This window comes from Streptomyces sp. NPDC102514, assembly GCF_055584525.1.
Window position 1 is genome coordinate 182,552 of record NZ_JBVJLW010000003.1, and the last position, 21,220, is coordinate 203,771.

Genomic DNA, 21,220 nt, shown 5'->3' on the forward strand with positions numbered 1-21,220 from the left:
TAGACGATCGCGAAGTGAGGAACGTTCCCATGACCGACGCGAGGGACGAGAGGCGACCTGCCGGCGAGCTCGAAGCCGCCGTCATGGGCGTGCTGTGGGCTGCGGGGATCCCGCTCACACCCGGCGGGGTACAGAGCGGACTCGGTTCCGAACTGGCCCGTACGACGGTGACGACGACGTTGACGCGGTTGCACGAGAAGGGGGTCGTCAGCCGTGAACGACAGGGCCGCGGCTATGCCTACAGCCCCGTACAGGACGCACCCGGCCTGACCGCGCGGCGCATGCACTCCGAACTCGACCGGGACACCGACCGGGAGACGGTCCTCGCCCGCTTCGTCGCCCAGCTCGCTCCCGGCGACGAGGAGCACCTGCGCCGGCTTCTGGAGGGCGACGAGCGATGACCGCCCTGCTGCTCGTACCGCTGGTCCTTCCCTTCCTCGCGCCGATGGCGGCCCGCAGAACCCTCGACCGTCTCGTACCCGCCACCGCGCTGTGGGTGCTCACCGTCTCGGCCCTCGCGCTGGCCGGAGTCTGCGTCGCCGCTCTCGGTTCCCTGGTCCTGATCGGACTGCTCAAGTTCCCTGTCTTCGCGGCCCTCGGGGAACTCGTCCATCCCCTGCGAAGCCCCTCGGACCTCCTCGTCCTGCCCGCTGCCGCGGCGGCCACCGGAGTGCTCGCCCTCAGTGCCTGGACCGTCGTGTGCTCCGCCCTGCGGCAGACCCGTGACTTCCGGACCGCCCGGCGGCAGGCGGACAGCCGCCCCGCCGCCGGTGACCTGTGCGTCGTCGACTCGCCCCACCCGGACGCGTACGCCCTTCCCGGACGGCCCCACCGCATCGTCGTCACGACCGCGATGCTGCGCAGCCTGGGACCTGCCGAGCGTGAAGCCCTGTTCGCCCACGAGCGGGCGCACAACCGGGCCGGCCACCACTACCATCTGGCCGTCGCCGAACTCGCCGCCCACTGTCATCCGGCCCTGCGCGCGGTCCGCGACGCCATCCGTCTTGCCGCCGAGCGGGCCGCCGACGAGAGCGCCGCCGGCGTCGTCGGTGACCGCCATCTGATGGCGACGGCCATCGCGCGCGCCGCCCTCGCGGGCCACGACGCGCAGTCCGCCCGCCCGGATTTCGCGCCCGCGGCGACGACCGGGCCAATTCCGCGACGCGTCACCGCCCTGCTCCAACCCGTCGCGGTGCGCTCACGGGCCGCGCGCTGGACCGCGTTCCTTCTGGTCGCCTGTACGGTCCTGTCCGTCGCCGCCGGGGCGGTCGGTGTCGTCGACTTCCACCACGAGGTCGAGGTCGCGCAGGGCGAGGAGAGCCCGTAACCGCTTCGGCACCGGCTCGGGTGACCCCGGCAGCCCTGGTCCGGGCGCGGCACCGGCACCGGCACCGGCACCGGCATTGGCGTTGGCGTTGGCGTTGACAGGAAGAGGCCGACCCGCGAGACGGCCGATAAGGGGTCAGGGTCGCGCTGCGGGCGCGGAATCGTGCTTTCCGCGGGTGACGATCTTGCCGCGGGTGACGATGCGGTTCGCGGCGGTCTTCTGCAGCAGCCCGTACGCGAGGACCGGTAGCAGCAGGTGTGGTTTGTCGGGCAGGGACGTGGTGATCAGGACGGCGCTCGCGCTGCTGTTGTTCATGCCGCAGGCGAGCGTCAACGACGAGGCGGCGCTCGCTTCGAGCCGCAGGACACGGGCTGCGGTACGGCCGAGGGCGAAGGAGAGCAGACAGACCAGGCCCGCCACCGCCGCAGCGGCGACGAACAGCAGAGGGCGCGGCCGGGCCAATGCGGAGCCGAGAGCGCCGCTGGCATTTACGTAGGTCAGCAGCAGCGAGCCGGTCATGGCCACGGGCGCCACCGCCGACTGGAGGCGGGACAGCCACCGCGCGGGCAGGGCCAGCGCGCCCAGAAGGCCGGCCGAGCAGGGCAGGACCACGGAGGTCAGACCGAATCCGCCCTGGATCAGGCGGCCGGTGCCGGCGAGGGTGTGTGCGTAGCCGCCGCTGAGCAGCGGTGCCAGGGCCTGCAGGAGGAAGGGGGTGGTGAGCGGGCTGAGGAGGGTGGAGGCCAGCACGAGGCCGACCATCGTCGGCTGGTCGCCGTCGCCCTTGTCCGTCCACACGGTGGCCCCCACGGCGACGGGCATCGCCACGATGAGGATCATCGCCGTGAGCAGTCCGCTGCCGCCGTCCGTATCGGGCGTTCGCCGCAGCAGGAAGGCGACGAACGGCACGACCGCCAGCGGGATCGCGAGGTGCAGCACGAGCCCGGCGAGCAGGGCTGTCGGACGCCGCAGCAGACGGCCGAGCGCACGGACGGGGACCTGCAGCCCGGCCAAGAACAACACCAGGGACAGCAGGAACGACGGGACGTTCAGCGTCAGGTGCGCCTGCGGTAAGGCGTGGGGGCCGCGCAGCCACAGGCCGGGGCCGGGAAGGAACAGAGCGAGGGCGTAGGCAAGGACGACGGCGCGTCCGAGCCGGTGGCGCAGCCAGGACGCCGCGTGGGTGTGCATGCGTCCATCGTCATCAGGCCGGATCCGGCAGGTCGCGGAAGCCGCGCGGCAGTCAGGATGTGTTCAGGTAACCGCTGGCAGCGTCTCGCCCATGACGTACGAACTGTCCAACACACCCGAAGCCGAACCGGGCGGGAGTCCCCTCTCCGGCCCCTCCCATCGACTGCGCTGGAACAAGGTCCCCGAGGTCACCGCCTACTTCTGGATCATCAAGGTCCTGTGCACGACCGTCGGCGAGACCGCGGCCGACCTCCTCAACGAGAAGGCCGGTCTGGGCCTGACCGGTGTGTCCCTGCTCATGAGCGCACTGCTCGCGGCCGTCCTGGTCGTCCAGTTCCGCACGACCGGGTACCGCGCGGGCGTGTACTGGCTCGCCGTCGCCCTGATCAGCGTCGTCGGCACCCTGATCAGCGACAATCTCACCGACAACATGGGCGTACCGCTGGAGACGAGCACCGCGGTGTTCGCGGTCCTCCTCGCGGTCGTCTTCGCCGTCTGGTACCGGCGCGAGCGGACCTTGTCGATCCACAGCATCGACACCCCGAGCCGTGAGTCGTTCTACTGGCTGGCGGTGCTGTTCACCTTCGCCCTGGGCACGGCGGCCGGCGACCTCGTCTCCGAGCGGATGAACCTCGGCTACTGGCTCGCGGCTGTCCTGTTCGCCCTGGCCATCGGCGCCGTGGCGGTCGCGCACTTCACGCTGGGACTGAACGCGGTGTGGAGCTTCTGGATCGCCTACATCCTCACCCGCCCCCTCGGGGCCTCGATCGGCGACTACCTGTCCCAGCCGACCGGTGACGGCGGAGTCGGCCTCGGCACGGTCGTCACCAGCGCGCTGTTCCTCACGGTCATCCTCGGCCTGGTCGTCTACCTGGCGGTGACGCGCAAGGACGTCACGGAACGGCCGGGTGCCGCACGGCGGGCGATCTGAGCTGAGCTGATGTCGATACGTGTACACCGGCTGACGCTGACAACTGAGCCGAGCTGGTGTCGACGCGCGCCCACCGACTGACGCTCATCGACGAACGGGAGAACGCCGGCGCCGTACTGATCGGCGCTCCGCTGGACAGCTACTCGCTTACTCGCTTCTACGGGCGCGTGAGTGTGGTGAGTGCCTCGCTCAGCCGGTCGAGCGCGGCACTCACCCATGGCAGGTCCTCGGGCGAGTCGGCCTCCAGGGTCGCCAGACGCTCGCCGGGCGTGGTCCCGTACAGGAGGCTGGTGGCCAGTCGGAGGGTCAAGGCGGTTTCGGAGTCACCGAACGCGCTGCCGGGCAAGGTGGCGATGCCATGGTGGTCGAGAAGTGCGGTGGCGAGATCGATGCTGGTGGTGATGCCCTGTCGGCCGAGTTCGGCGCGAGCGGGCGCGAAGTCGGGGTAGAGGTAGAAGCCGGCCTGGGGCGGGCGGCAGCCGGCGCCGACGGCCGTGACGCGCTGGTACACCGCAGCCGCGACACGGGCATGCACATGCCGTGAGGCGGCGATGTGGGCGGTGACTTCCGGAGGGTCGGCCAGGGCGTGGGCGGCCACCGTCTGCATCGGGGTGGCCAGGCTGGACCAGACCTCGCTGGCGATGCCGGTCAGTTCGCCGTGCAGCCTGCGCCCCCAAGGGCTGTCGGGGGTACGGGCGAATCCGATCCGCCACCCGCCCAGGGCGAGGGACTTGCTCAGGCCGGTGGTCACGACGGTGCGGTCGGGCAGGCGCCGGACAGGGCTGGGCGCGGTGCCCTGATGGCAGAGCTCGGCGTAGATCTCGTCGCTGACGACGGCCAGGCCGTGGCGTTCGGCAACGGCGCAGACCTCGTCCACCTGCTCCGCCGAGGCCACGGTGCCCGTGGGGTTGTCCGGCACGGTGAGCACCAGCACACCTGGCTCGGCACCGTCGGCGACGGCCTGCTTGAGGGCTTCTTCGAGCAGTGCAGGGTCTGGGATGCCACCGGCTTCCGCGGGGACGGCCACGGGGATGACCCGACGGCCGAGGAGCGCGGCCTGGGCGGCGTAGGAGACCCAGGACGGGCAGGGCAGCACCACGTCTCCGCCGATGGCGGCCAGCAAGGCGAAGATCAGGGGCTTGCTGCCGGGGGCGAAGAGAATCTGCTCCGGCCGCGTGGGCAGGCTGCGGCGTTCGAACCAGCCTGCCGCGGCCTCGCGGGCCTCGGCCGTCCCGGCGACCGGGCTGTAGTGGTTGTGGTGTGCCGAGCCGGCGAGCACCTCGACCAGGCCGGGGGGAATCGGCAGCCCGGCTTCGCCGAAGCCCAGGTGCAGGACCTCGTGCCCGGCTTGTCGCCGGGCATGGACGGCCTCATCGATGGCGAGTGTGGCGGAGTGGGTGGTCACAGTGGTGCTCCTGGGAGGGCGGGGCCGATACGTCGACGGGACGCCGGGATCACTTCCACACTGCCGCAGCGGTAGCGTTAGAGAAAGCGCGAGTATGTGGTCCTCACTTTAAGGAGTCCTGATGCTGGATCTGCGTCGGCTGGAGATCCTTCACCGCTTCGCCGCACGGGGCACCATCACCGCGACGGCCGCCGACCTGGGTTACTCGCCTTCCGCCATCTCCCAGCAACTGGCCGCACTGGAACGCGAGGCGGGGGTGGCACTGCTGGAACGCACCGCACAGCGCGCCAACCTGACCGATGCGGGACGCGAACTCGCCGAGCATGCCGGGCGCATCCTCGCCGCCACGGAAGCCGCCGCGAGCCGGATGCGGGTCCGGGCCGGGACCGTGGCGGGCCGGGTGGCACTCAGTTGCATTCCCGGGCTGGCCCCTGTCCTGGCTCCCCACCTCGCCACACTGCAACGCGACCATCCCGAGTTGAGCATCGTGGCCCACGAGACGAGCGCCCCCACGGCGGCCGCCGCGGTTCTGGATCGCAGCTACGACCTCGCCGTGATCGACCACTGGGAGGCCAAACCCCCGGCCCAGGTCTCCGGTCTGGTGGCGCACCACCTGCACAGGGAGGAGATCGTGGTGGCCGTCCCCGCCGGCCACGACCTCGCGGAACGGCCTGGCCCTGTCACCGCCGTCCGACTGCGCGACGCCGTACGTGCAGAGACCTGGCTGTGCGCACCACCCGGCCGTCTGTCCCGGGTGGCAGGGGACGAACGGCTGGCCGCGGCCGACGCCTCGCCGCTGCGCCGTTGGGAGTTCGAGGGCCTGCACGTGCAGGCCGCCGTGGTGGCGACCGGTACCGGCCTCGCCCTCCTGCCCACCGAACTGGCCGCCGAGCACGCCACCATCACGGCCCTGCCGCTTTCCCCGCGCATGCACCGCACCATCCAGGCCCTCACCCGCCGGACCGCGAGCGAGGACCCCGCCATCAACGCCTGCCTGCAGGCTGCCCGGGTTGCCCTTGACGGCCGCTGACTGGGCAGGCGGAGGCATCAGGCGCCGCAGCAGCGCCCTGCGCAACCCGGTTCTCGCTGCTCGGCATCTGTTAGCCCAGAGGTCTAGGCCGGACAGCCGCTCACGACGGGGCTGGTCAGTTCACCGCACGCAGCACCAGCCGTACAACTGCCATGATCCCTCGCCAGATCCAACCGAACAGTCCTCCCGCCACAGCGAGATCGACTGCGTCTGCAGCAGCGTCCGTCCGGTCCGACTTGGATCGGCACTGCGAGCAGTCACGGGGCCAACTGCGCTTTCGGACACCGCACTTCTTGCACGTCGCCATAACTTCGTTCTCTCCCACCGCCGCATCCGATCCGCGTTTCTAGCCTCCCCGACCGGGGCGGGAACCCACATCACCCCGGAGAAGGACCTGCTCATGCACCCAGGGGTATATCTGGAGCGTGCTGGATCACCGGGTGCGCGTGCCACGAGAACGAGGGCGGCCGTCTGCATTCTTCAAGCTGAGTACACATATCGGCGGCGGAGGACTCAGATTGAGGGGCCAACCGCCGGCGCCGCGACAGCCAAGGCGGCCGACACACGCGGTTCGACGCGACGATCTACCGTCGCCGCAACGAGGTCGAGCGGACCATCGACCGGCTGACTGGGGCCCGTTCCGTCGATCACGGAGCATACTGACCGACGTGCCTTTATCCCTGCACCACATAGTCATCGACGCCCATGACCTGCCCGCCCTGGCCCGGTTCTGGTCTGCGGTCCTGGGCTGGCGAATCCTGTCCGAACGGGAGCGGGAGGTCGTGATCGGGCCGGACGAGACCGCGCCCGTGGGCATCTGCTTCATGCCGGTGACTGACCACAAGGTCGTCAAGAACCGGCTGCACCTCGATCTGACATCTGCCGCAGAGGACCGGGAGACCGAGATCGAGCGCATCCTCGCACTCGGCGCCCGCAGGGCCGACGTCGGGCAGAGCGGCAACGAGTCATGGACCGTGCTGGCAGACCCAGAGGGGAACGAGTTCTGCGTAGTCCGCCCCAAGCAGACCCTTACAGGCTAGGGCTGGCCCGGCCGATCAAGTTTGCAGCCAGATCTGGACCGGGTCGACGTTGCCTACGCCCGCTATCCCGACGATCACCTCACCACAACCGCCGGTGGCGCTTCGCTGAAACCCCTCAGCGAGATGCGCGAGGCGTCGTGATCGGTTCGAGCAGGCGGCGCGGGGTGTTGATCGCGGTGGACACCGGATCCTGAACGGAGTCCGACGGCTGGAATCCAGGGCCGGTCTCCAGTCGGATCTCCGGGACAGGGACGACGGAACCGCACTCTTGGCAGCGACCCTGAGGGTCGAGGAGGCCCCCGTCCTGGTCGTGGCGGAGGACGCGCTTCGGTCCGTCGGGGGAGTAAAAGGCCTCGCCCCAGTTCATCAGAGAGTGCACCACCGGCCACAGGGCGATGCCCTTGGCGGTCAGCCGGTACTCGACTCCGCCCGCACTGCCGTCGTCACGCGTCAGCACGCCCTCCTGCACCAGGGACTTGAGTCGCGAGGTCAGGACGGCGCGCGGGATCCCGAGCTGCGTGGCGAAGTCCCCGAACCGGCGCACCCCGTAGAACGCGTCTCGGACGATCAGCAGTGTCCAGCGCTCTCCGACGACCTCCAGTGTTCGCGCCAGCGGGCAGTTCCGGTCCGCGTAGGTGTTGGGGAGCGTCATGCGCCGATTCTAACAGAGCTAGTTCACTCACTGAACTGATGCGTGTTACGGTGACGAGGAGAGCAGTTCAGTCAGTGAACTGCTCACATCGTCCAGCTTGAGGAGAGCAGCCCCATGTACCAATTCCTCGTTTCCTTCACCGTCCAGCCGGAGCACCGCGACGACTTCGTCGAAGCGGCGGCGCGGACCGCACGCGACTCCCTCGCGAACGAGCCCGGCTCACACCGGTTCGAAGTCATCGCCGACGAGGAGAACCCCGATGTCTTCTATCTGAACGAGGTCTACGCGGACGTAGATGCTTTCAACGCCCATGCCGGTGGCCCCTACTTCGCGGCGTTCTTCGCGCAGGCCAGCACATACGCCGAAGGCCCGACGTGGCTCATGAAGGGCAACCTCGTCGGCGACAAGGGCGCCGCCTGAGCCAATCGCCTGGCCAGGTCGGCTCCCAGCCCGATCGACTCCCGGCCCGATCGACTCCCGACCGGGTCCGTCCGCCCACCCCCTTCGAACCAGGAGGTTCACCATGTCGTCCGTACTCGTCACCGGCGCGTCCAGAGGTATCGGCCGGGCCGCAGCCGTCGAACTCGCCGACCGCGGCCACCGAGTGGTCGCCACCGCACGCCGTCCGGAACAACTGGCAGACCTCCCCGTAGATCGACGGCTGCGCCTCGACGTCACGGATCAGGAAAGCGTCGACCAGGCCATGAGGGACGCCGGCGACATCGACGTACTGATCAGCAACGCAGGGGACACCGTGCGCGCACCCCTGGAAAGCGTGCCGCTCGCAGAAGTCGAGCGGCTCTTCCAGCTCAACACCCTGGGGGCGTTGCGGGTGGTGCAGGGCGTCCTTCCCGCGATGCGAGAAAAGGGAGCGGGCCGTCTCGTCTTCATCTCCAGCATCCAGGGGCGCCTGGTGCTGCCGATGATCGGCCCGTACGGAGCCAGTAAATGGGCGCTGGAGGCGCTCGCCGAGACGCTCGCCATCGAGACGGGTCACTTCGGTGTCAAGGTGAGTGTCATCCAGCCCGGGGCGGTCTCCTCCGGTGGCGCTGAACGCGCCAAGGTGTTCGTGAAGGAGAAGGACCCGTACGCTCCGCTGGTCGACATGCTCGGTGCCCTGCGCAGCGAGCCGGTCACTCCGGAAGACGTGGCCTCCGCAGTGGCCGACACCGTCGAACAGGACGAACCTCCCCTGCGCGTACCGGTCGGCGCAGTTGCCGAGCGCGTACTGGCGGCCCGCAAGCAGGCCCCGGAGAACAAGCCTTTTCTGGCGACTGAAATCGACTGGTAGCAGACGTCGGCGGCGAGTTCGGACAGTTCACCCACCGGCTGCGGCGGAAGAGCGCGAGGTACGGGGTCCGCGGCGTGCCGGTGATTCCCCTGAGGAACTGGCCGATCTTCTTGATGGCGACGTGGAAACAGTCAGGGTTACTCCTCGCCCACCCGGCCGGCCAAAGCCCACAGCGCGAACCCGAAACAGCTGAACGCGGCCCCCAACGCACGTACCGCACCCCAGCCGATCAGCGTGTAGAGGAAGGTCGCGGCGAGGGCGCCGGTGGCGCTGCCGATCGAGTAGAAGACCATGTATCCGCCGATCAATCGGCTGCCCGCGTCCGGGTGTTGCGCGTAGATCAGGGTCTGGTTGGTGACGTGGACCGCTTGCACGGCGAGGTTGAGCAGGATCACCCCGACGACCAGGGCCCAGAGCGAGTTCCGGGTGAAGGACAAGGGCACCCACGAGACGACGAGCAGCACCAGGGCGATGCCGGTGGTCCGCCGGGAGAGTCCGCGGTCGTTCAGGCGGCCTGCCATCGTCGCAGCCAGCGCGCCGACGACACCGATCAGTCCCAGCGCGCCGATCGCGCTGTGGGACAGGTAGTACGGGGCCTCGCTGAGGGGTAGCGCGATGCTGCTCCACAGAGTGCTGAAGGCGGCGAAGATCAGCAAACCCAACAGAGCCCGGAGCCGCAGCAGTGGTTCCCGTGCGAACAGGGTGATCGTGGAGCGGAGCAGCTGCCCGTAGGGCAGGGGTGGCCGCCCAGCGTCAGTGTGGCGCGGCAGCGCTCGGTGCAGGACCAGCGCGAGCAGCGCGGTGAGCGATGCCGAGGCGAGGTAGACGGATCGCCAGCCCGCGAGATCGGCCAGGAGACCGGATGCGGTGCGGGCGAGCAGGATCCCGATGACGACGCCGCCGGTGACCAGCCCGACGACCCGTCCACGCTCGGCGGGAGGGGCCAGTGATGCGGCGAAGGCCACCAGAGTTTGTGTGACGACCGCGAGAAGTCCCACGGCGGCCATGCCCGCGAGCAGGATCGCTGCCGTGTGAGCGGTGGCTACCACGGCCAGGGCCACCACGAGGAGCAGCAGTTGGGCTGCGATGAGCCGTCTGCGGTCGGCCACGTCGCCCAGCGGCACGAGGAAGAAGAGTCCCAGCCCGTATCCGACCTGTGTGAGTGTGACCACGCTGCCGACGAGCCCCGGGCTCATGGCGAGGTCGTGGCCCATGGTCACCAGGAGCGGCTGGGAGAAGTAGACGTTGGCCACGGCGGCCCCGCTGGCGACGGCGAACAGTACGACGACACCACGGGACAGGACGAACGAGGATTGTTCCCCACTTCGCCCCCCACTTCGCCCCCCGCTTCGGCCCGCGCTCCGGCCCCCGCTTCGGTCCCTGGTTCGGTCCCTGGTTCGGTCCCTGGTTCGGTCCCTGGTTCGTCGCGTCACAGCCTCGCAATTGCCGGGCATCAGCACCCCTCCACACTGCTGGTTTCATATTGCTACCACTGGCGAAGGTAACTATTTTGGTAGCATGTTGCAACCGTCACGAGAGAGGAACGCCATGGTGACCAGAACACGCTTCGACGACAGCGACTGTCCCGTCGCCCGGTCGGTGGACGCGATCGGCGACTGGTGGTCCCTGCTGATCGTGCGGGACGCCTTCGACGGAAGCCGACGCTTCGGGGAGTTCCAGCGCAGCCTCGGCGTCGCGAAGAACATCCTTGCTACGCGACTGCGCACACTGGTCGCCGGCGGTGTCCTCGAATCCGTCCCCGCCTCGGACGGGAGCGCCTACCGCGAGTACGTACTCACCCCGAAGGGCAAGGCCCTCTTCCCCGTCATCGTGGCACTGCGGCAGTGGGGCGAACAGAACTTCTTCGCCCCCGGCGAACCTCACTCACAGTTGGTCGACCGCCGACAGGGGCAACGCCTGCGCCCACTGGAAGTGCTGTCCGCGGACGGGCAACGGCTGAATCCCGATGACACCACTGTTCATAAGGTCACCGCCGAGTGATCTGAACGGGAGAGCCGGAGCTGGTGCGCCGCTGGAGGGGCGACTCCCCCGCGTTTCGCCGTCGCTCCATCACACCATCGCCATCCGGCAGAATCCGCTTCGCCGTTCGTGCGGGCACGCTGGTGGTCGTCCGGCTTTCCTGGGCGAACCGGGCCCATCCACGAACGCTGGAAACGCTGACGCCGAAGAAATCGCCCTTACCGCCGCCCACCGGCGACGGCGCAACGCCACGGACGCGTCGCCACGGACGCCTTCACGTCAACGCCCCCGCCGCCCACCGCGCTTGCGGTAGAACTGCACGACCTCCAGCATGGTCGTCGACACGACGAGCAGCGAAATGGCCAACCACAGGACATCGCTCCATGAGTCTCCCAGCCAGTAGTGGGAGAAGACAGCGGCGCCACCGAAGCCGAGCGCCGCCAGACCGAACCTCGCCCGACGGCGTGGCCACGGGGCCCGCGACCGCCCGGTCGTCAAACGTTCATCTGACATGCCCAACTTCGTAACACGAAGGGACAGTTCGCGTACGAGACCCGTGTCGCCCAAGCGTGCGCCGACACCAAACCAGGTCCTGGCCACCCTGCACCGCAATCGGAACCGCCTCCGTACTCGCCGGGAACTGGTTCACCGTCCCCGGCGGCTCCCCGACGACCCAGGTCAGCCGGGCGTGCACGGGGAATGGCGCCGCTTCCTCACCGAACCGGACGGCGCCGACGGGTCCGCCGCGCCGGGCGATGCCGTACGCCGGCAGTACGCCCACCGCACACAGCGCCTCCGGCCGCACCACGGCGAACCCCCCTTTGCGCGAGGGAACCAGGTCGCCACTGTCCATCCCCTCCCCCGTCAAAGAAGGGGAGCCATCCGGCACTCGCCGACCCCGTCCGCGTCCGGCGAGTGCCGCACACGTTCTGCACCGCCCGGGTCCCGGACATCTGCCCAGCGAACGTCACTGCGCCCCTCGACGACGTCGACAATTAGTGTGACCGCGTCCTGGCTGCCGTGATGGTGTGCGGCCGGGTAGACCAGGTTCCCCACGGCCTCACGCCAGTTATGCCAGTTATGCCAGTTACGGACGACGCGGCCGTAATCGGGGCCTTGTAGTCGGTGATGTCCCGGCCACCGGGGACCAGGTTCTACGCGACATCGAGCAGCCCCGGCACATCGCCTCCTGAGACGAAGATCGCCTGATGCCCGATCGTGATCAACGGGTGCACAACCCCGTGCGGATCCCGGCTGTCTGAAAAACGCGCCGGAGCACGAGTCTGCGGCGCCTTTGCATACAGAGATCGGGGATCAAGTGGGGAAGAAGCTCTGGAGAGCTGTCGTGGCCGGTGGCGCGGTCCCGGTGTTCACCGGCGTGGCCGCGGTGCCGGCCGGCGCGGCCGAAGGCGGGGTCTCGTTCACCCGCGTCCAGGTGAACAGCGGCAAGCCGATCGTGATCGGAGTGTCGAAGGAGGTGGCGGTGCCCGCCTCCTTCCGGATGACGACCACCCACAAGTGGAAGTGGCCGGCGGTGTTCCTGTACCGCGGCAGTGCGGATGACCGGCTGTGGCACGCCATCGAGACGAGCGACTGCATCAAAGTGAGCTCGGGCGTCTGCGACTTCACCGAGACGATGTACTTCGACCCGAGCGAGTGGGACATGCTCAACAGCGAGGCCGGAGCCTGGAAGGTCGCGGCCGAGGTGTCCTTCCAGGGCGGCGGCGGTGACACTGATGACAAGGGCCTCACGGTCTACGTCAAGCGCAACTCCCGCCTGACCGTGAACGCCTCACCCGAGCCGGTGACCAAAGGCAGCACCCTCACCGTGACCGGAAAGGTCACGCGGGCCAACTGGGAGACCAACAAGTACGCCGCCTACGAAGGCCGTCTGGCGAGCCTGCAGTTCAAGGCCACCGGAACCACTTCCTACACCACGGTGAAAAAGGTGTACGCAAACGGCTCGGGCAATCTCAAGACGACCGTGAAGGCATCCAAGACGGGCACGTGGCGCTGGGCGTACTACGGCAACACCACCACCGGGCCGTCGACTTCAGCCGGGGACAACGTCGTAGTGAAGTGAATCCGCTGGGCTGCCTCTCGGCCTGCGCGACAGCTTGGCGGGCGACATAGGCCGACGTAGGCCTTGGCCACCGCGTGCTGCCGCATCCCGATGAGCATGATGGCGTGCAGTGCTCGATTCAGCTGCCGGTCATCGCCACGGCTGATCCGCTGTCAGGCAGGTCAGCCCGAGGCGGCCAGGTGAAGGGCCAGACAGCTACGGGAGGGGTCCGTGCCTCGGCGTCAGAGGCGGCACGGATCCCTCCCTGTTTCGAGTCACCACGTGCCGGATGCGCATCCGTAGGGCCCGATCCCCGTCCGGTCACCGGGCCTCCCTCCCTTCAGTCACGCTCCCCCGCGCGGTACCAGGCGCGCATGTACCGGCACGGCCGGGGCGCTTCGGGTTCGGCGGTGTCCCTCACTGCGACGTCGGCCTGCTCCTCGTCCACCACGGCGAGCGCGGCGTTCCCGTCGCCCGCCTCGGCCACAGCGACGTCAACTTCCTGCCGATACAGAGCGCTGTCAGCAGTGCACGCGGGCTAAAGAACAGTGCGCTCACACGTAAGGACAGGTTCGATTGCAGCGGCCAGCCTGTACCGAGGAAAGGACCCGACCCGAAGGTAGCGATAATGAAACCGAGATCATCTCTCCTCGCTGGTACAGCAGCCGCCATCCTGTTTTCTGTCGCGCTGACAGCACCGGTTCCTGCCAACGCCGCCGGCCACTCCCCTGCTTCGCCCCAGCATGCGACTGCGGATGTCGGTCCCACTGACCTGTCTCAATGCAACGGGACGGGCTTTTCGTGCCTCTGGAAGGACTACAACTACACGTCATGGGACGGCAGCGTGCAGTACTTCGGCCCGAAGCAACCCGGCACCTGCGCGCGAGTAAGCCTCGCCTACAGTTTCTCCCTCTGGAATCGCAGCGGTATCACCCAGCGATTCTGGAGCGGAAGTAACTGCACCGGCCAGAACTACCTGGTCTCCTCCGGCAACAAAATCGCCGCCTCGCCCTTCAGCATCGGCAGCGTCGGCGGCATCTGAGCCGCCAGCGCCCTCGCGGCCTTTCACGAGGGCAAGTTGACCACAGGGCTCCTGCATATCCAGGAGACGCCGGTGAACCAGTCGACGGCGTCGTACCCCTGCGCACAGCCGGTGTCGCTCTCGCCGTCCCACTGCGGAACCGAGTCTTGGGCGATGTCCTGCCGTCCAGGACTCGGTCCCGGACCAGCAGGCCGCCGTGATGCGAGAACCAAAAGAGCCCACAGAGGTAGCCCGTCAGCGTCACGCTCCACAGCGCCATGCCCGTCCACATCATGAACGTCAGACCTCACGGAGGGAACGCCATGAATGCTCGCAAAGGTGCCGTCCGCGCCCGCCGACCAGTGGCGATGATCGCCTCGGCCCTACTCATCACAGGTATCTCGACCGGTGCCGCCACGGCCGCCGGTGCACCCGAGGGAAAGCGGGACGGGAAGTTCTGCGTCGTCGAGGTCGGCAAGTCGGTCGACGGGGGTTTCTCACCGGTGAAGTCGCAGACCTGCAGCAACGACCCCAACTCATCGGCCTTCACAGCGGCTGCCGCGCCCGACGTGCTGCTCATGGAGTGGTTCTGGAACGCCTACAACAGCCCGCCGAACCTCACACGCATCATCGTGTCGGCGGAGGAGGGGCCCTGCGACTCGTCGGGCTACCGCCTGCAACCGAACCTCATCTGGGACAACGAGATCTCCGGCTTCTACACATACAGCAACTGCCACAGGGTGACCATCTACGACGGCTACAACCGGGACGGCGACTCGCAGTACTGGTACGACGGGACGGGCGACGGACCCAACGTGGGCTATGTCGGGGCGCGCATGAACGACCGGACCAGTTCGCTCTGGATCCGGTACTGACTCGCGGTCTCAACGCAGCGCCCGGATAGGGCGCCGGCCCGATTCAACCGGATTCCGGATTGACCGGCCAGCCTTGGTCCCTCCTCGTCAAGAAGCCCCGTTGGCACCGCACCGCAGCATCCTCAACAGCCCCCAGGCACCGATCGACACCACCGGATCCGCCGGAACCGCCGGGGCAGTGCCCGATCCGCCGCGCCCTGCCCGACGGCCCCGGCTGCACCATGCTGCACCCGACAGCACCCCACGGCACCCCACGGCACCCGACAGCCTCAGCCGCCCCCACCCCCGAAATCACCCAGCACCCCACCGGCCCACAAACCCCCGCACACGTCACACCCCTTGACGCACCCCGCCGACACGACGAAAGATTGCCGCTGCCACTTGACAACGTTGTCTAGCTCGCTGAGAGAGGCGCCGATCGTGTCGCACATACCCCCTCCCCCGGTCGCCCGACGCCGGTTCGTCCAACTTCTCGGCGTCTCCGCGGGCTTGGCCGCCGTGCCTCTGGCACTCGGACGGCCCATCGCCGCCCACGCCGAGGGCCGTTCCGGCGGGGCCGCGGGGCAATCCGGCGAAGGACCGGCCGAGGTGGCGGCCGTCTACCATCGCGTCCTGCTGAATCACACGCGCTGGTCCGAGCAGCAGTGGGACCAGGCACGCGGGTACTACACGGACAAGGACTTCGGGTTCGCCGTGGTGCTGGGCAATGCGGTCCTCCTCACGCACGGCGCGTACGACAGCGATCGGGCCGGTGTCGACGAGCAGACGCTGCGGACCCGGACCCTGGCGACCATCAAGCACTTCGCCGCCTCCAACCGGCTGACCGGCGGCACCCAGTGGGGCCGGAAGCTGTTCTTCGACACAACCTTCCAGTCGTACTTCGTCCTCGCCGCACGACTCCTGTGGGACGAGCTCGACGCAGTGACCCAAGGACACGTCGACACCATCGCGCGCGAACAGGCGGCCTACACAACTGCCCTGGGCACGGGCGACGACCCGGACTCCGGCGACTGGACCCCGCACGGCCTCTCCGGCGGCCATCAGAAGGACACCAAGCTGGAGGAGATGGGCGTGTACGCCCAGTCCCTCGCCCCCGGTGCGGCCTGGGCCACGGACGACCCCCGGCACGCCGACTGGCTGGCCGCATACGGCACCTGGTCGCGCAACGAGGCGGGGCTGCCCCCGGCGGACCTCGCCAACCCGGTTCGCGTGGATGGCGTTTCCGTGTCCGCGAACACGGCCCGCAACCTGTACGACACGTTCATCGTCGAGAACCACGGGTCCTTCGGCCCGCATTACCAGCAAGAACTGTGGCGCACGTCGGGTCGTAACGCCGCGCACTTCATCGTTGCCGGGCGCCCGATGCCGCAGGTACTCACCCGGCAGCCGAACGCCGACCTGCTGTGGCGCACCCTCCTCGGTGTGATGAGCGACGCCGGAGAGCCGCTGATGCCCATGGTGGCGGACCGCGAGCACCTCTACGGGCGAGACGTCATCCCGCTCGCCTTCCTCGCCCAGGTCGCCGGCGACCGGGCCGCGGCCCGTGCGGAGCGTTCGCTGGCCTCGCGGCTGGAGGCGTACCAGGCCTATCCTCCGGAGTACCGGCTGGCGAAGTTCTCGGGCGAGCCGAAGTACGAGCCGGAGGCCAGGGCCGAGTTGGCCATCAGCTACCTTCTGCATGTGTGGGCGGCTGAGCAGGGGCGCACGGTCCGTCCGCTGTCCGAGGCCGAGTTGTTCGCGCAGGCCCGTGGAGTCACCGACTTCGGAGCCGAGCCGGGTCTGGTCTCCCACCAGTCCCCAGGAGCCTGGGCCGGTGCCGTCTCCAAGCCGGGCTTCGTGAAGTTCGCCTGGCAACCGGCGCACGACGACTGGCTGTTCAAAATCAGCGGAGCCACCCCGATGTTCCTCCCGGCCGTGTCGGGCAAGGTCGAAAGCCGCCAGGTGCAGACGTACAGCCGCGTCCGCGACGGGTTCGACGGCAGCGCGACCGTGCTGCGACTGGGCGCGGAGTACGCCGGTTGGACGACTCTGCCCTCGGGCGCCGTCGTCTACGCGACCACGGGCGTCGCCGCCGGAGAAGGACATCTGGAGGTGCACAACCTGACCATGCCCGGCGTGGCCGGACTGTCGGGCTCCCGTACCTACCGTTTCGCCGAAGGCAGCACCACGGTCGCGGCCCAGGACGCCCGCCCGCAGGCGGCTTCCCCGCGCGTGGACGACCTCACGTTCACGCGGACCGAGGTACGTCATCTGCGCATGACCGGGGTCCGGCCCGATCCGGCGTACGGGTACTCCCTGTTCGCGTTCGAGGCACGCGACGGGGCCGCGGGCACCGACCTCGCCCGTGGCACGACGGCCACCGCGTCGTCCTTCGATCCCGGCAAGGAGCCGGCCCTGGCAGTGGACGGGAACCTGGCCAGCAGATGGGCCGTCTCGCGGGCAGAACGCCCCCGCACGGACAGTTGGCTCGCCGTCGACCTCGGCGGATCACACTCCGTGGACCGGGTGAGTCTGCGCTGGGAGGCCGCCGCGGGGCGCGCCTACCTTCTGCAAGGTTCCATGGACGGCCTGGAGTGGACCGACCTGGTGTCCTGGCCGACGCCCGACGTGTCGAGCCGAGGTGGCTGGCTCGACGTCGACGGCCGTGCGGGACTGGTGGTGCGGGGCTCTGAACACCAACTGGCCGTGTACGGCGACACCGTGGTCCTGGCGGACGGACCGGCCGCCCCGCTGCTGGTCGAGGGACTGCCCGACGCATCCCCCGCCACCCTTCGCGAACTGGCCGACCGCCCCACCCCTCACGCCACAGACAGTGCCGTACGTGTCGCCCTCACAGACGGCCACCTCAGCCTCTTCAACCTCTCCGACCAGGCGATCGCCACGCAGGTCGCGATTCCGCAGTCCCGGTCACGCCTGACGCTGTTCGAAGGTCGGCAGACGGTGACTACGGCGGGCAGTTCCTACGAGGCCGCGCTCGACGCAGCCACAGCCCAGGTCCTCGCACCACGGCTCGCGCTGCGCCCACTGTCCGGCGACCGGCTGCCCGTGGGCCTGCGCGCGGAGGTCGTCGATGCCTCCACGGTCCGGCTCAGCGGTCCGTCCTGCCGCGTGCAGGTCGTCGGCCCGAAGGCCGGCGCGGTGGTCGTGGTGCGCTCGGGACGAGTCACCACCTGCACCCTGCGGGACACTCCCGCCTATCCGCACAACGATCTCGCCCTGGGCCGTACCGTCTTCCCCACAGCGCCTCTGCCCCAGGGCATGTCGGACCCCTCTGCGGCCGTGGACGGCGATCCGACGACGGCCTGGACCCCCGGCCCCGGCGGTCGGATGGTCGTCGACCTCGGCGCAGCCCAGCGGATCCGCAGCATCCGCACGCAGTGGACGAGCGGGCGGGTTCCCGGGGTCCAAGTCGAGTTCAGCGCCGATGGGCTGACGTACACGCAGATCGGGCGCCTCACGGGCCCGGGACGAAGCCGGAATCTGAGCACGGACACCGAAGCACGCTACGTCGCCGTCGTGGTCGCCACCGAATCCGGAGCCAGGGCGAGCGCGCGGCTCGTGCAACTCTCGCTGCGGTGAAGGATGGGCCCGCCGTGCGTCGACACCCGCTCAGGTATGAGCTGTCGGCGCACGGGGCCGACGGCTCTTCACCGCGCGGCAGCGGTTCCGGATACGAGGTCTGACAGCGCGGGGTCCACAACTCCCGTTCCGCCACCGGAGCGTGTCCGCGCTCACCCCCGTAAGCGCGGTAGACGGCAACCTCGGCTTTCCTTCACCTTTTTCTGCCAGGTCGAGATCACCCGCCGCGAGACCGTCTCGCCAGAGTCAGCCGCCAAGTGACGATGAACGGGGCCGGGCGCCTCTCCAACAAAGCCGCAGCGCAGGGCCGATACGGGAAACGTGGGCCATAGCTACGGCACCCGGCCGATTGTCAGTGGCACCCGACACAATGCGATCAAGCACGACGCACCCGCGGCGCCCAGCACGAGAAAAGGTCACCATGCACGAAATCCTCCAGTTCAACCGCCTCCACGCAGACGAACAACTGCGCGCGCCCAACGGACGGTTCGTCCTGCACCACGACGCGGCGGGCATCGCCGTGATCACGGACACCGAGCGGGACGAGGTCACCTGGCGGGCGGGGGCCGCCGGACGACTGCTGCTCGGCGACGGGGGCGAGGTTCAGGTCGAGGCCGGGGACAACCACGAGACGGTCTGGCGCTCGGGTTTCGCAGCACGCGGCGCCCAGTACCTGATCCTCACCGACGAGGGCGACCTGGAACTGCTCGACGGCGAGCATGTGCGGCTGGCCAACGTGCGCACCGGCCCGGTCGAAGCACAGCCGCTGCGGGACGCCGCCCCCGCCGCCGACATCACCGTCGGCCGATACCTGCTCAGCGAAGGCAAGAAGCGGCGGACCGTCGTACGGGAACAGGACGGACAGCTCCGGATCGGCGAGCGCTGGCCCAACGGCGGCGGCGGGAGCTACGCGCTGTCCGGGCCGCTGGTCGACTGGCTGGAGCAGGAAGGCACCGTGCTCAGCTGGCGCATGCTGCCCATCCACGGCTCCAAGGCGAAGGCCCGGACGCTGTGCCTGACGGATGCCGCCGGCACCGTCCTGTGGCACGAGGGCACCCCGAACCCGGCCACGCCGGTGTCCGCGGGAGCCCCCTACGCCTACGGCGGAGCGGAGCTCGGCACCGGCGGACGCCTGCGCCACCAGTCGCTCACCTCCCCCTCCGGTTCGCACACCCTGACCCACCAGGGGAACGGCGACCTCGTGCTGCGCTGCAACGCCGAGCACCGTGACGTGTGGTCGGCCGGCACGCACTGGGCCGAGAGCACCTGGGCCGAACTGACGCCCGACGGCGACTTGGTGCTGCACAATGCGCACGGCGCGCCCGTCTGGCGCTCCGGTACGGCCGGTTCGGGTGCACGGCGGCTCGCCGTCCGGGACGACGGCCGGGTGGATCTGCTCGACACGCAGGGCCGCGCGGTGTGGTCGGTGGACGCACACACCTCCTGCGACGCCCCGGCTGTGGACACGCCGCGCGGCGCGGTTCTGCGCCGGGGTCAGACGCTCCGCCAGCACTCCCTCACCTCCGCCGACGGCAGCACCGTACTCGGCCACAATGACGACCGGCGTCTGGTGCTGTTCGGAGCGGACGGCACGTGGCTCTGGTACGAGTACCTGGGAGAGGCTCAGCAGCCAGGGCTGTTCCTGGACGAGGACGGCATGCTGCGAATCCTCGACGACGACCCCGAGCGGCCGGCGCTGGCCGGTCCGGCCGATGAACTGCTCGTGGAGAGCGGGGAAGTCCTACTGCGCCGCGCGGACGGCACGGTCGTGTGGCGCAACGGCGAGGAGGTGGCGGAAACGGACGCCGCCGCGCCAGAGCCGGACGAGGACTTCGAGACGTGGCTGGAGGAGCTGAACGGGCTGGAGTACTTCTCCATCGCCGTCGTGCACGACACGACACCCGACGAGGCCTTGCGGCGCCTGGGCGTCGACCCGGACCAGGTCCGAACGGGCACCTGGGACGACCTGCTGACACAGAGTGCGATCGAGGACGCCGCCTTCGACGACGTATGCGTGGCCGCGTTCGCCCTCGGCCCGCACACACTGATCGTCGAGAACATGGGCCACCCGGGAACCGACAGTTCGGCACTCTCCGTCGGCACCTTCGCCGTGGCCTGCTCCAGGAGCATCAACGCGGACACCACCTTCGTGGTGTATCGCGACGGCGAGGTGGTGGCCGATCATTCCGAAGAGGGCGACTACGAGGAGCCGACCATCCCGGAGGTCCTAGCGGCCATGGAGGCGATGGACATGGAGGATCCCCAGGAGGCCGCGTTCGACGGGACTCTCGAACTCTTCTGCCGTACCGCCGGAATCCGGCCCACTGTGGCGGACGTGGCCGGCACCGCAAGGTGGGTGATCATCCCGGCTCTCGGATGAACAAGGCCGCGCGACCCCACAGCACGCGGCACACCACGACCTGACCCCCGTTACAGAGGGGCTGCCGCACGTCACGTGGCGCTCCGAAGGCAGCGCCATTAGGCCGATGGCTTCCAGGACTGCGCACTGTCGGCCCGAGCAGCAGGGGTGCTGAGCGGGACCGACATCGCAGACGGTCAGGAACATCGGCATCTGCCTTCACGATGACGGGCCGGGGCCCGCGGGCCGCCCGACGGTGGGGCAGTACGAAGAGCTTGCTGCCTATGCCAACGAGTCTGCGAATCATGAGGAGCGCGAGGGAACCTGTTCGGTGAGCGGCGGATCCGGCGGACCGGTTCCTACATCGAGCTCTACTCCGAGGGGAGACCCACTCACCTGGGAATTTTCGGCTTCTCCGGAGACCAGTACGTCATCTCACTTGGCAGTGCGCACGGTGCAAAAACCCCTTGGTGGACA

The 21,220-nt window shown here is 69.0% G+C and carries 19 protein-coding genes and 1 pseudogene; 14 read left to right on the top strand and 6 right to left on the bottom strand.

Features of this window, described 5'->3' with window-relative positions; genetic code table 11:
• The first annotated feature begins 29 nt into the window (after positions 1 to 29).
• Together ACZ60E_RS09025 and ACZ60E_RS09030 are read left to right on the top strand one after the other, a co-directional pair.
• Positions 30 to 401 carry a BlaI/MecI/CopY family transcriptional regulator gene (locus ACZ60E_RS09025; protein ID WP_469439140.1) on the top strand — a complete coding sequence of 124 codons (372 nt, stop codon included), beginning with the start codon at positions 30 to 32 and terminating at the stop codon, positions 399 to 401.
• A complete protein-coding gene (locus ACZ60E_RS09030) occupies positions 398 to 1,327 on the top strand; it encodes a M56 family metallopeptidase (protein WP_469439141.1) in 930 nt (309 codons plus the stop codon). The genes ACZ60E_RS09025 and ACZ60E_RS09030 overlap by 4 nt, the downstream gene beginning before the upstream one ends.
• 135 nt (positions 1,328 to 1,462) lie before the next feature.
• Here the strand turns inward: ACZ60E_RS09030 and ACZ60E_RS09035 are convergent, their stop codons facing one another.
• Positions 1,463 to 2,518, bottom strand: a complete 1,056-nt coding sequence (locus ACZ60E_RS09035) for a bile acid:sodium symporter family protein (RefSeq protein ID WP_469439142.1) — start codon at positions 2,516 to 2,518, stop codon at positions 1,463 to 1,465.
• Positions 2,519 to 2,609: 91 nt separating this feature from the next.
• On the opposite strand from ACZ60E_RS09035, the gene ACZ60E_RS09040 reads away from it, so the two are divergent.
• A complete protein-coding gene (locus tag ACZ60E_RS09040; RefSeq protein ID WP_469439143.1) occupies positions 2,610 to 3,449 on the top strand; it encodes a COG4705 family protein in 840 nt (279 codons plus the stop codon).
• 157 nt (positions 3,450 to 3,606) lie between these two features.
• Here ACZ60E_RS09040 and ACZ60E_RS09045 read toward each other — a convergent pair whose 3' ends face one another.
• Positions 3,607 to 4,854 carry a pyridoxal phosphate-dependent aminotransferase gene (locus ACZ60E_RS09045; protein WP_469439144.1) on the bottom strand — a complete coding sequence of 416 codons (1,248 nt, stop codon included), beginning with the start codon at positions 4,852 to 4,854 and terminating at the stop codon, positions 3,607 to 3,609.
• Positions 4,855 to 4,975: 121 nt separating this feature from the next.
• On the opposite strand from ACZ60E_RS09045, the gene ACZ60E_RS09050 reads away from it, so the two are divergent.
• The 3 genes and pseudogenes from ACZ60E_RS09050 to ACZ60E_RS09060 all read left to right on the top strand — a co-directional run bounded on the left by ACZ60E_RS09050 (position 4,976) and on the right by ACZ60E_RS09060 (position 6,924).
• A complete protein-coding gene (locus ACZ60E_RS09050; RefSeq protein WP_469439145.1) occupies positions 4,976 to 5,884 on the top strand; it encodes a LysR family transcriptional regulator in 909 nt (302 codons plus the stop codon).
• Positions 5,885 to 6,409: 525 nt separating this feature from the next.
• Positions 6,410 to 6,529: pseudogene (locus ACZ60E_RS09055) on the top strand (IS5/IS1182 family transposase); the annotation flags it as partial.
• 23 nt (positions 6,530 to 6,552) lie between these two features.
• The gene (locus ACZ60E_RS09060) at positions 6,553 to 6,924 is read left to right on the top strand and encodes a VOC family protein (RefSeq protein ID WP_453790972.1); all 372 of its coding nucleotides are present in this window, start codon (positions 6,553 to 6,555) and stop codon (positions 6,922 to 6,924) included.
• Positions 6,925 to 7,039: 115 nt separating this feature from the next.
• On the opposite strand, the gene ACZ60E_RS09065 is transcribed toward ACZ60E_RS09060, so the two are convergent.
• Positions 7,040 to 7,576, bottom strand: a complete 537-nt coding sequence (locus tag ACZ60E_RS09065) for a winged helix-turn-helix transcriptional regulator (protein WP_384811783.1) — start codon at positions 7,574 to 7,576, stop codon at positions 7,040 to 7,042.
• Positions 7,577 to 7,690: 114 nt separating this feature from the next.
• Between ACZ60E_RS09065 and ACZ60E_RS09070 the strand changes: the two genes are divergently transcribed.
• The gene (locus ACZ60E_RS09070; protein ID WP_469439146.1) at positions 7,691 to 7,996 is read left to right on the top strand and encodes a putative quinol monooxygenase; all 306 of its coding nucleotides are present in this window, start codon (positions 7,691 to 7,693) and stop codon (positions 7,994 to 7,996) included.
• 103 nt (positions 7,997 to 8,099) lie between these two features.
• Entirely contained in the window at positions 8,100 to 8,867 is a 768-nt protein-coding gene (locus tag ACZ60E_RS09075) for an SDR family oxidoreductase (RefSeq protein WP_469439147.1), read from the top strand.
• A gap of 137 nt (positions 8,868 to 9,004) precedes the next feature.
• On the opposite strand, the gene ACZ60E_RS09080 is transcribed toward ACZ60E_RS09075, so the two are convergent.
• Complete coding sequence (locus tag ACZ60E_RS09080) at positions 9,005 to 10,327, bottom strand: MFS transporter (RefSeq protein WP_469439148.1); 1,323 nt, start codon at positions 10,325 to 10,327, stop codon at positions 9,005 to 9,007.
• Positions 10,328 to 10,415: 88 nt separating this feature from the next.
• Between ACZ60E_RS09080 and ACZ60E_RS09085 the strand changes: the two genes are divergently transcribed.
• On the top strand, positions 10,416 to 10,868 hold the full coding sequence (locus ACZ60E_RS09085) for a winged helix-turn-helix transcriptional regulator (RefSeq protein ID WP_469439149.1): 453 nt from the start codon (positions 10,416 to 10,418) through the stop codon (positions 10,866 to 10,868).
• 258 nt (positions 10,869 to 11,126) lie between these two features.
• Here the strand turns inward: ACZ60E_RS09085 and ACZ60E_RS09090 are convergent, their stop codons facing one another.
• A complete protein-coding gene (locus ACZ60E_RS09090; RefSeq protein WP_469439150.1) occupies positions 11,127 to 11,360 on the bottom strand; it encodes a hypothetical protein in 234 nt (77 codons plus the stop codon).
• 805 nt (positions 11,361 to 12,165) lie between these two features.
• Here ACZ60E_RS09090 and ACZ60E_RS09095 point away from each other — a divergent pair.
• The gene (locus ACZ60E_RS09095) at positions 12,166 to 12,930 is read left to right on the top strand and encodes a hypothetical protein (RefSeq protein WP_469439151.1); all 765 of its coding nucleotides are present in this window, start codon (positions 12,166 to 12,168) and stop codon (positions 12,928 to 12,930) included.
• 319 nt (positions 12,931 to 13,249) lie between these two features.
• Here the strand turns inward: ACZ60E_RS09095 and ACZ60E_RS09100 are convergent, their stop codons facing one another.
• Positions 13,250 to 13,396: a hypothetical protein gene (locus tag ACZ60E_RS09100; protein ID WP_469439152.1), complete on the bottom strand. Its 147-nt coding sequence runs from the start codon at positions 13,394 to 13,396 to the stop codon at positions 13,250 to 13,252.
• 141 nt (positions 13,397 to 13,537) lie between these two features.
• Between ACZ60E_RS09100 and ACZ60E_RS09105 the strand changes: the two genes are divergently transcribed.
• The 4 genes from ACZ60E_RS09105 to ACZ60E_RS09120 all read left to right on the top strand — a co-directional run bounded on the left by ACZ60E_RS09105 (position 13,538) and on the right by ACZ60E_RS09120 (position 20,764).
• Entirely contained in the window at positions 13,538 to 13,951 is a 414-nt protein-coding gene (locus tag ACZ60E_RS09105; RefSeq protein WP_469439153.1) for a hypothetical protein, read from the top strand.
• A 302-nt stretch (positions 13,952 to 14,253) separates the two neighbouring features.
• Positions 14,254 to 14,805 carry a hypothetical protein gene (locus ACZ60E_RS09110; protein WP_469439154.1) on the top strand — a complete coding sequence of 184 codons (552 nt, stop codon included), beginning with the start codon at positions 14,254 to 14,256 and terminating at the stop codon, positions 14,803 to 14,805.
• A 420-nt stretch (positions 14,806 to 15,225) separates the two neighbouring features.
• Positions 15,226 to 18,384, top strand: coding sequence for a discoidin domain-containing protein (locus ACZ60E_RS09115; protein ID WP_469439155.1), 3,159 nt, complete (start codon positions 15,226 to 15,228; stop codon positions 18,382 to 18,384).
• Positions 18,385 to 18,805: 421 nt separating this feature from the next.
• Positions 18,806 to 20,764: a DUF6461 domain-containing protein gene (locus ACZ60E_RS09120; protein WP_469439156.1), complete on the top strand. Its 1,959-nt coding sequence runs from the start codon at positions 18,806 to 18,808 to the stop codon at positions 20,762 to 20,764.
• The last annotated feature ends 456 nt before the right edge of the window (positions 20,765 to 21,220 follow it).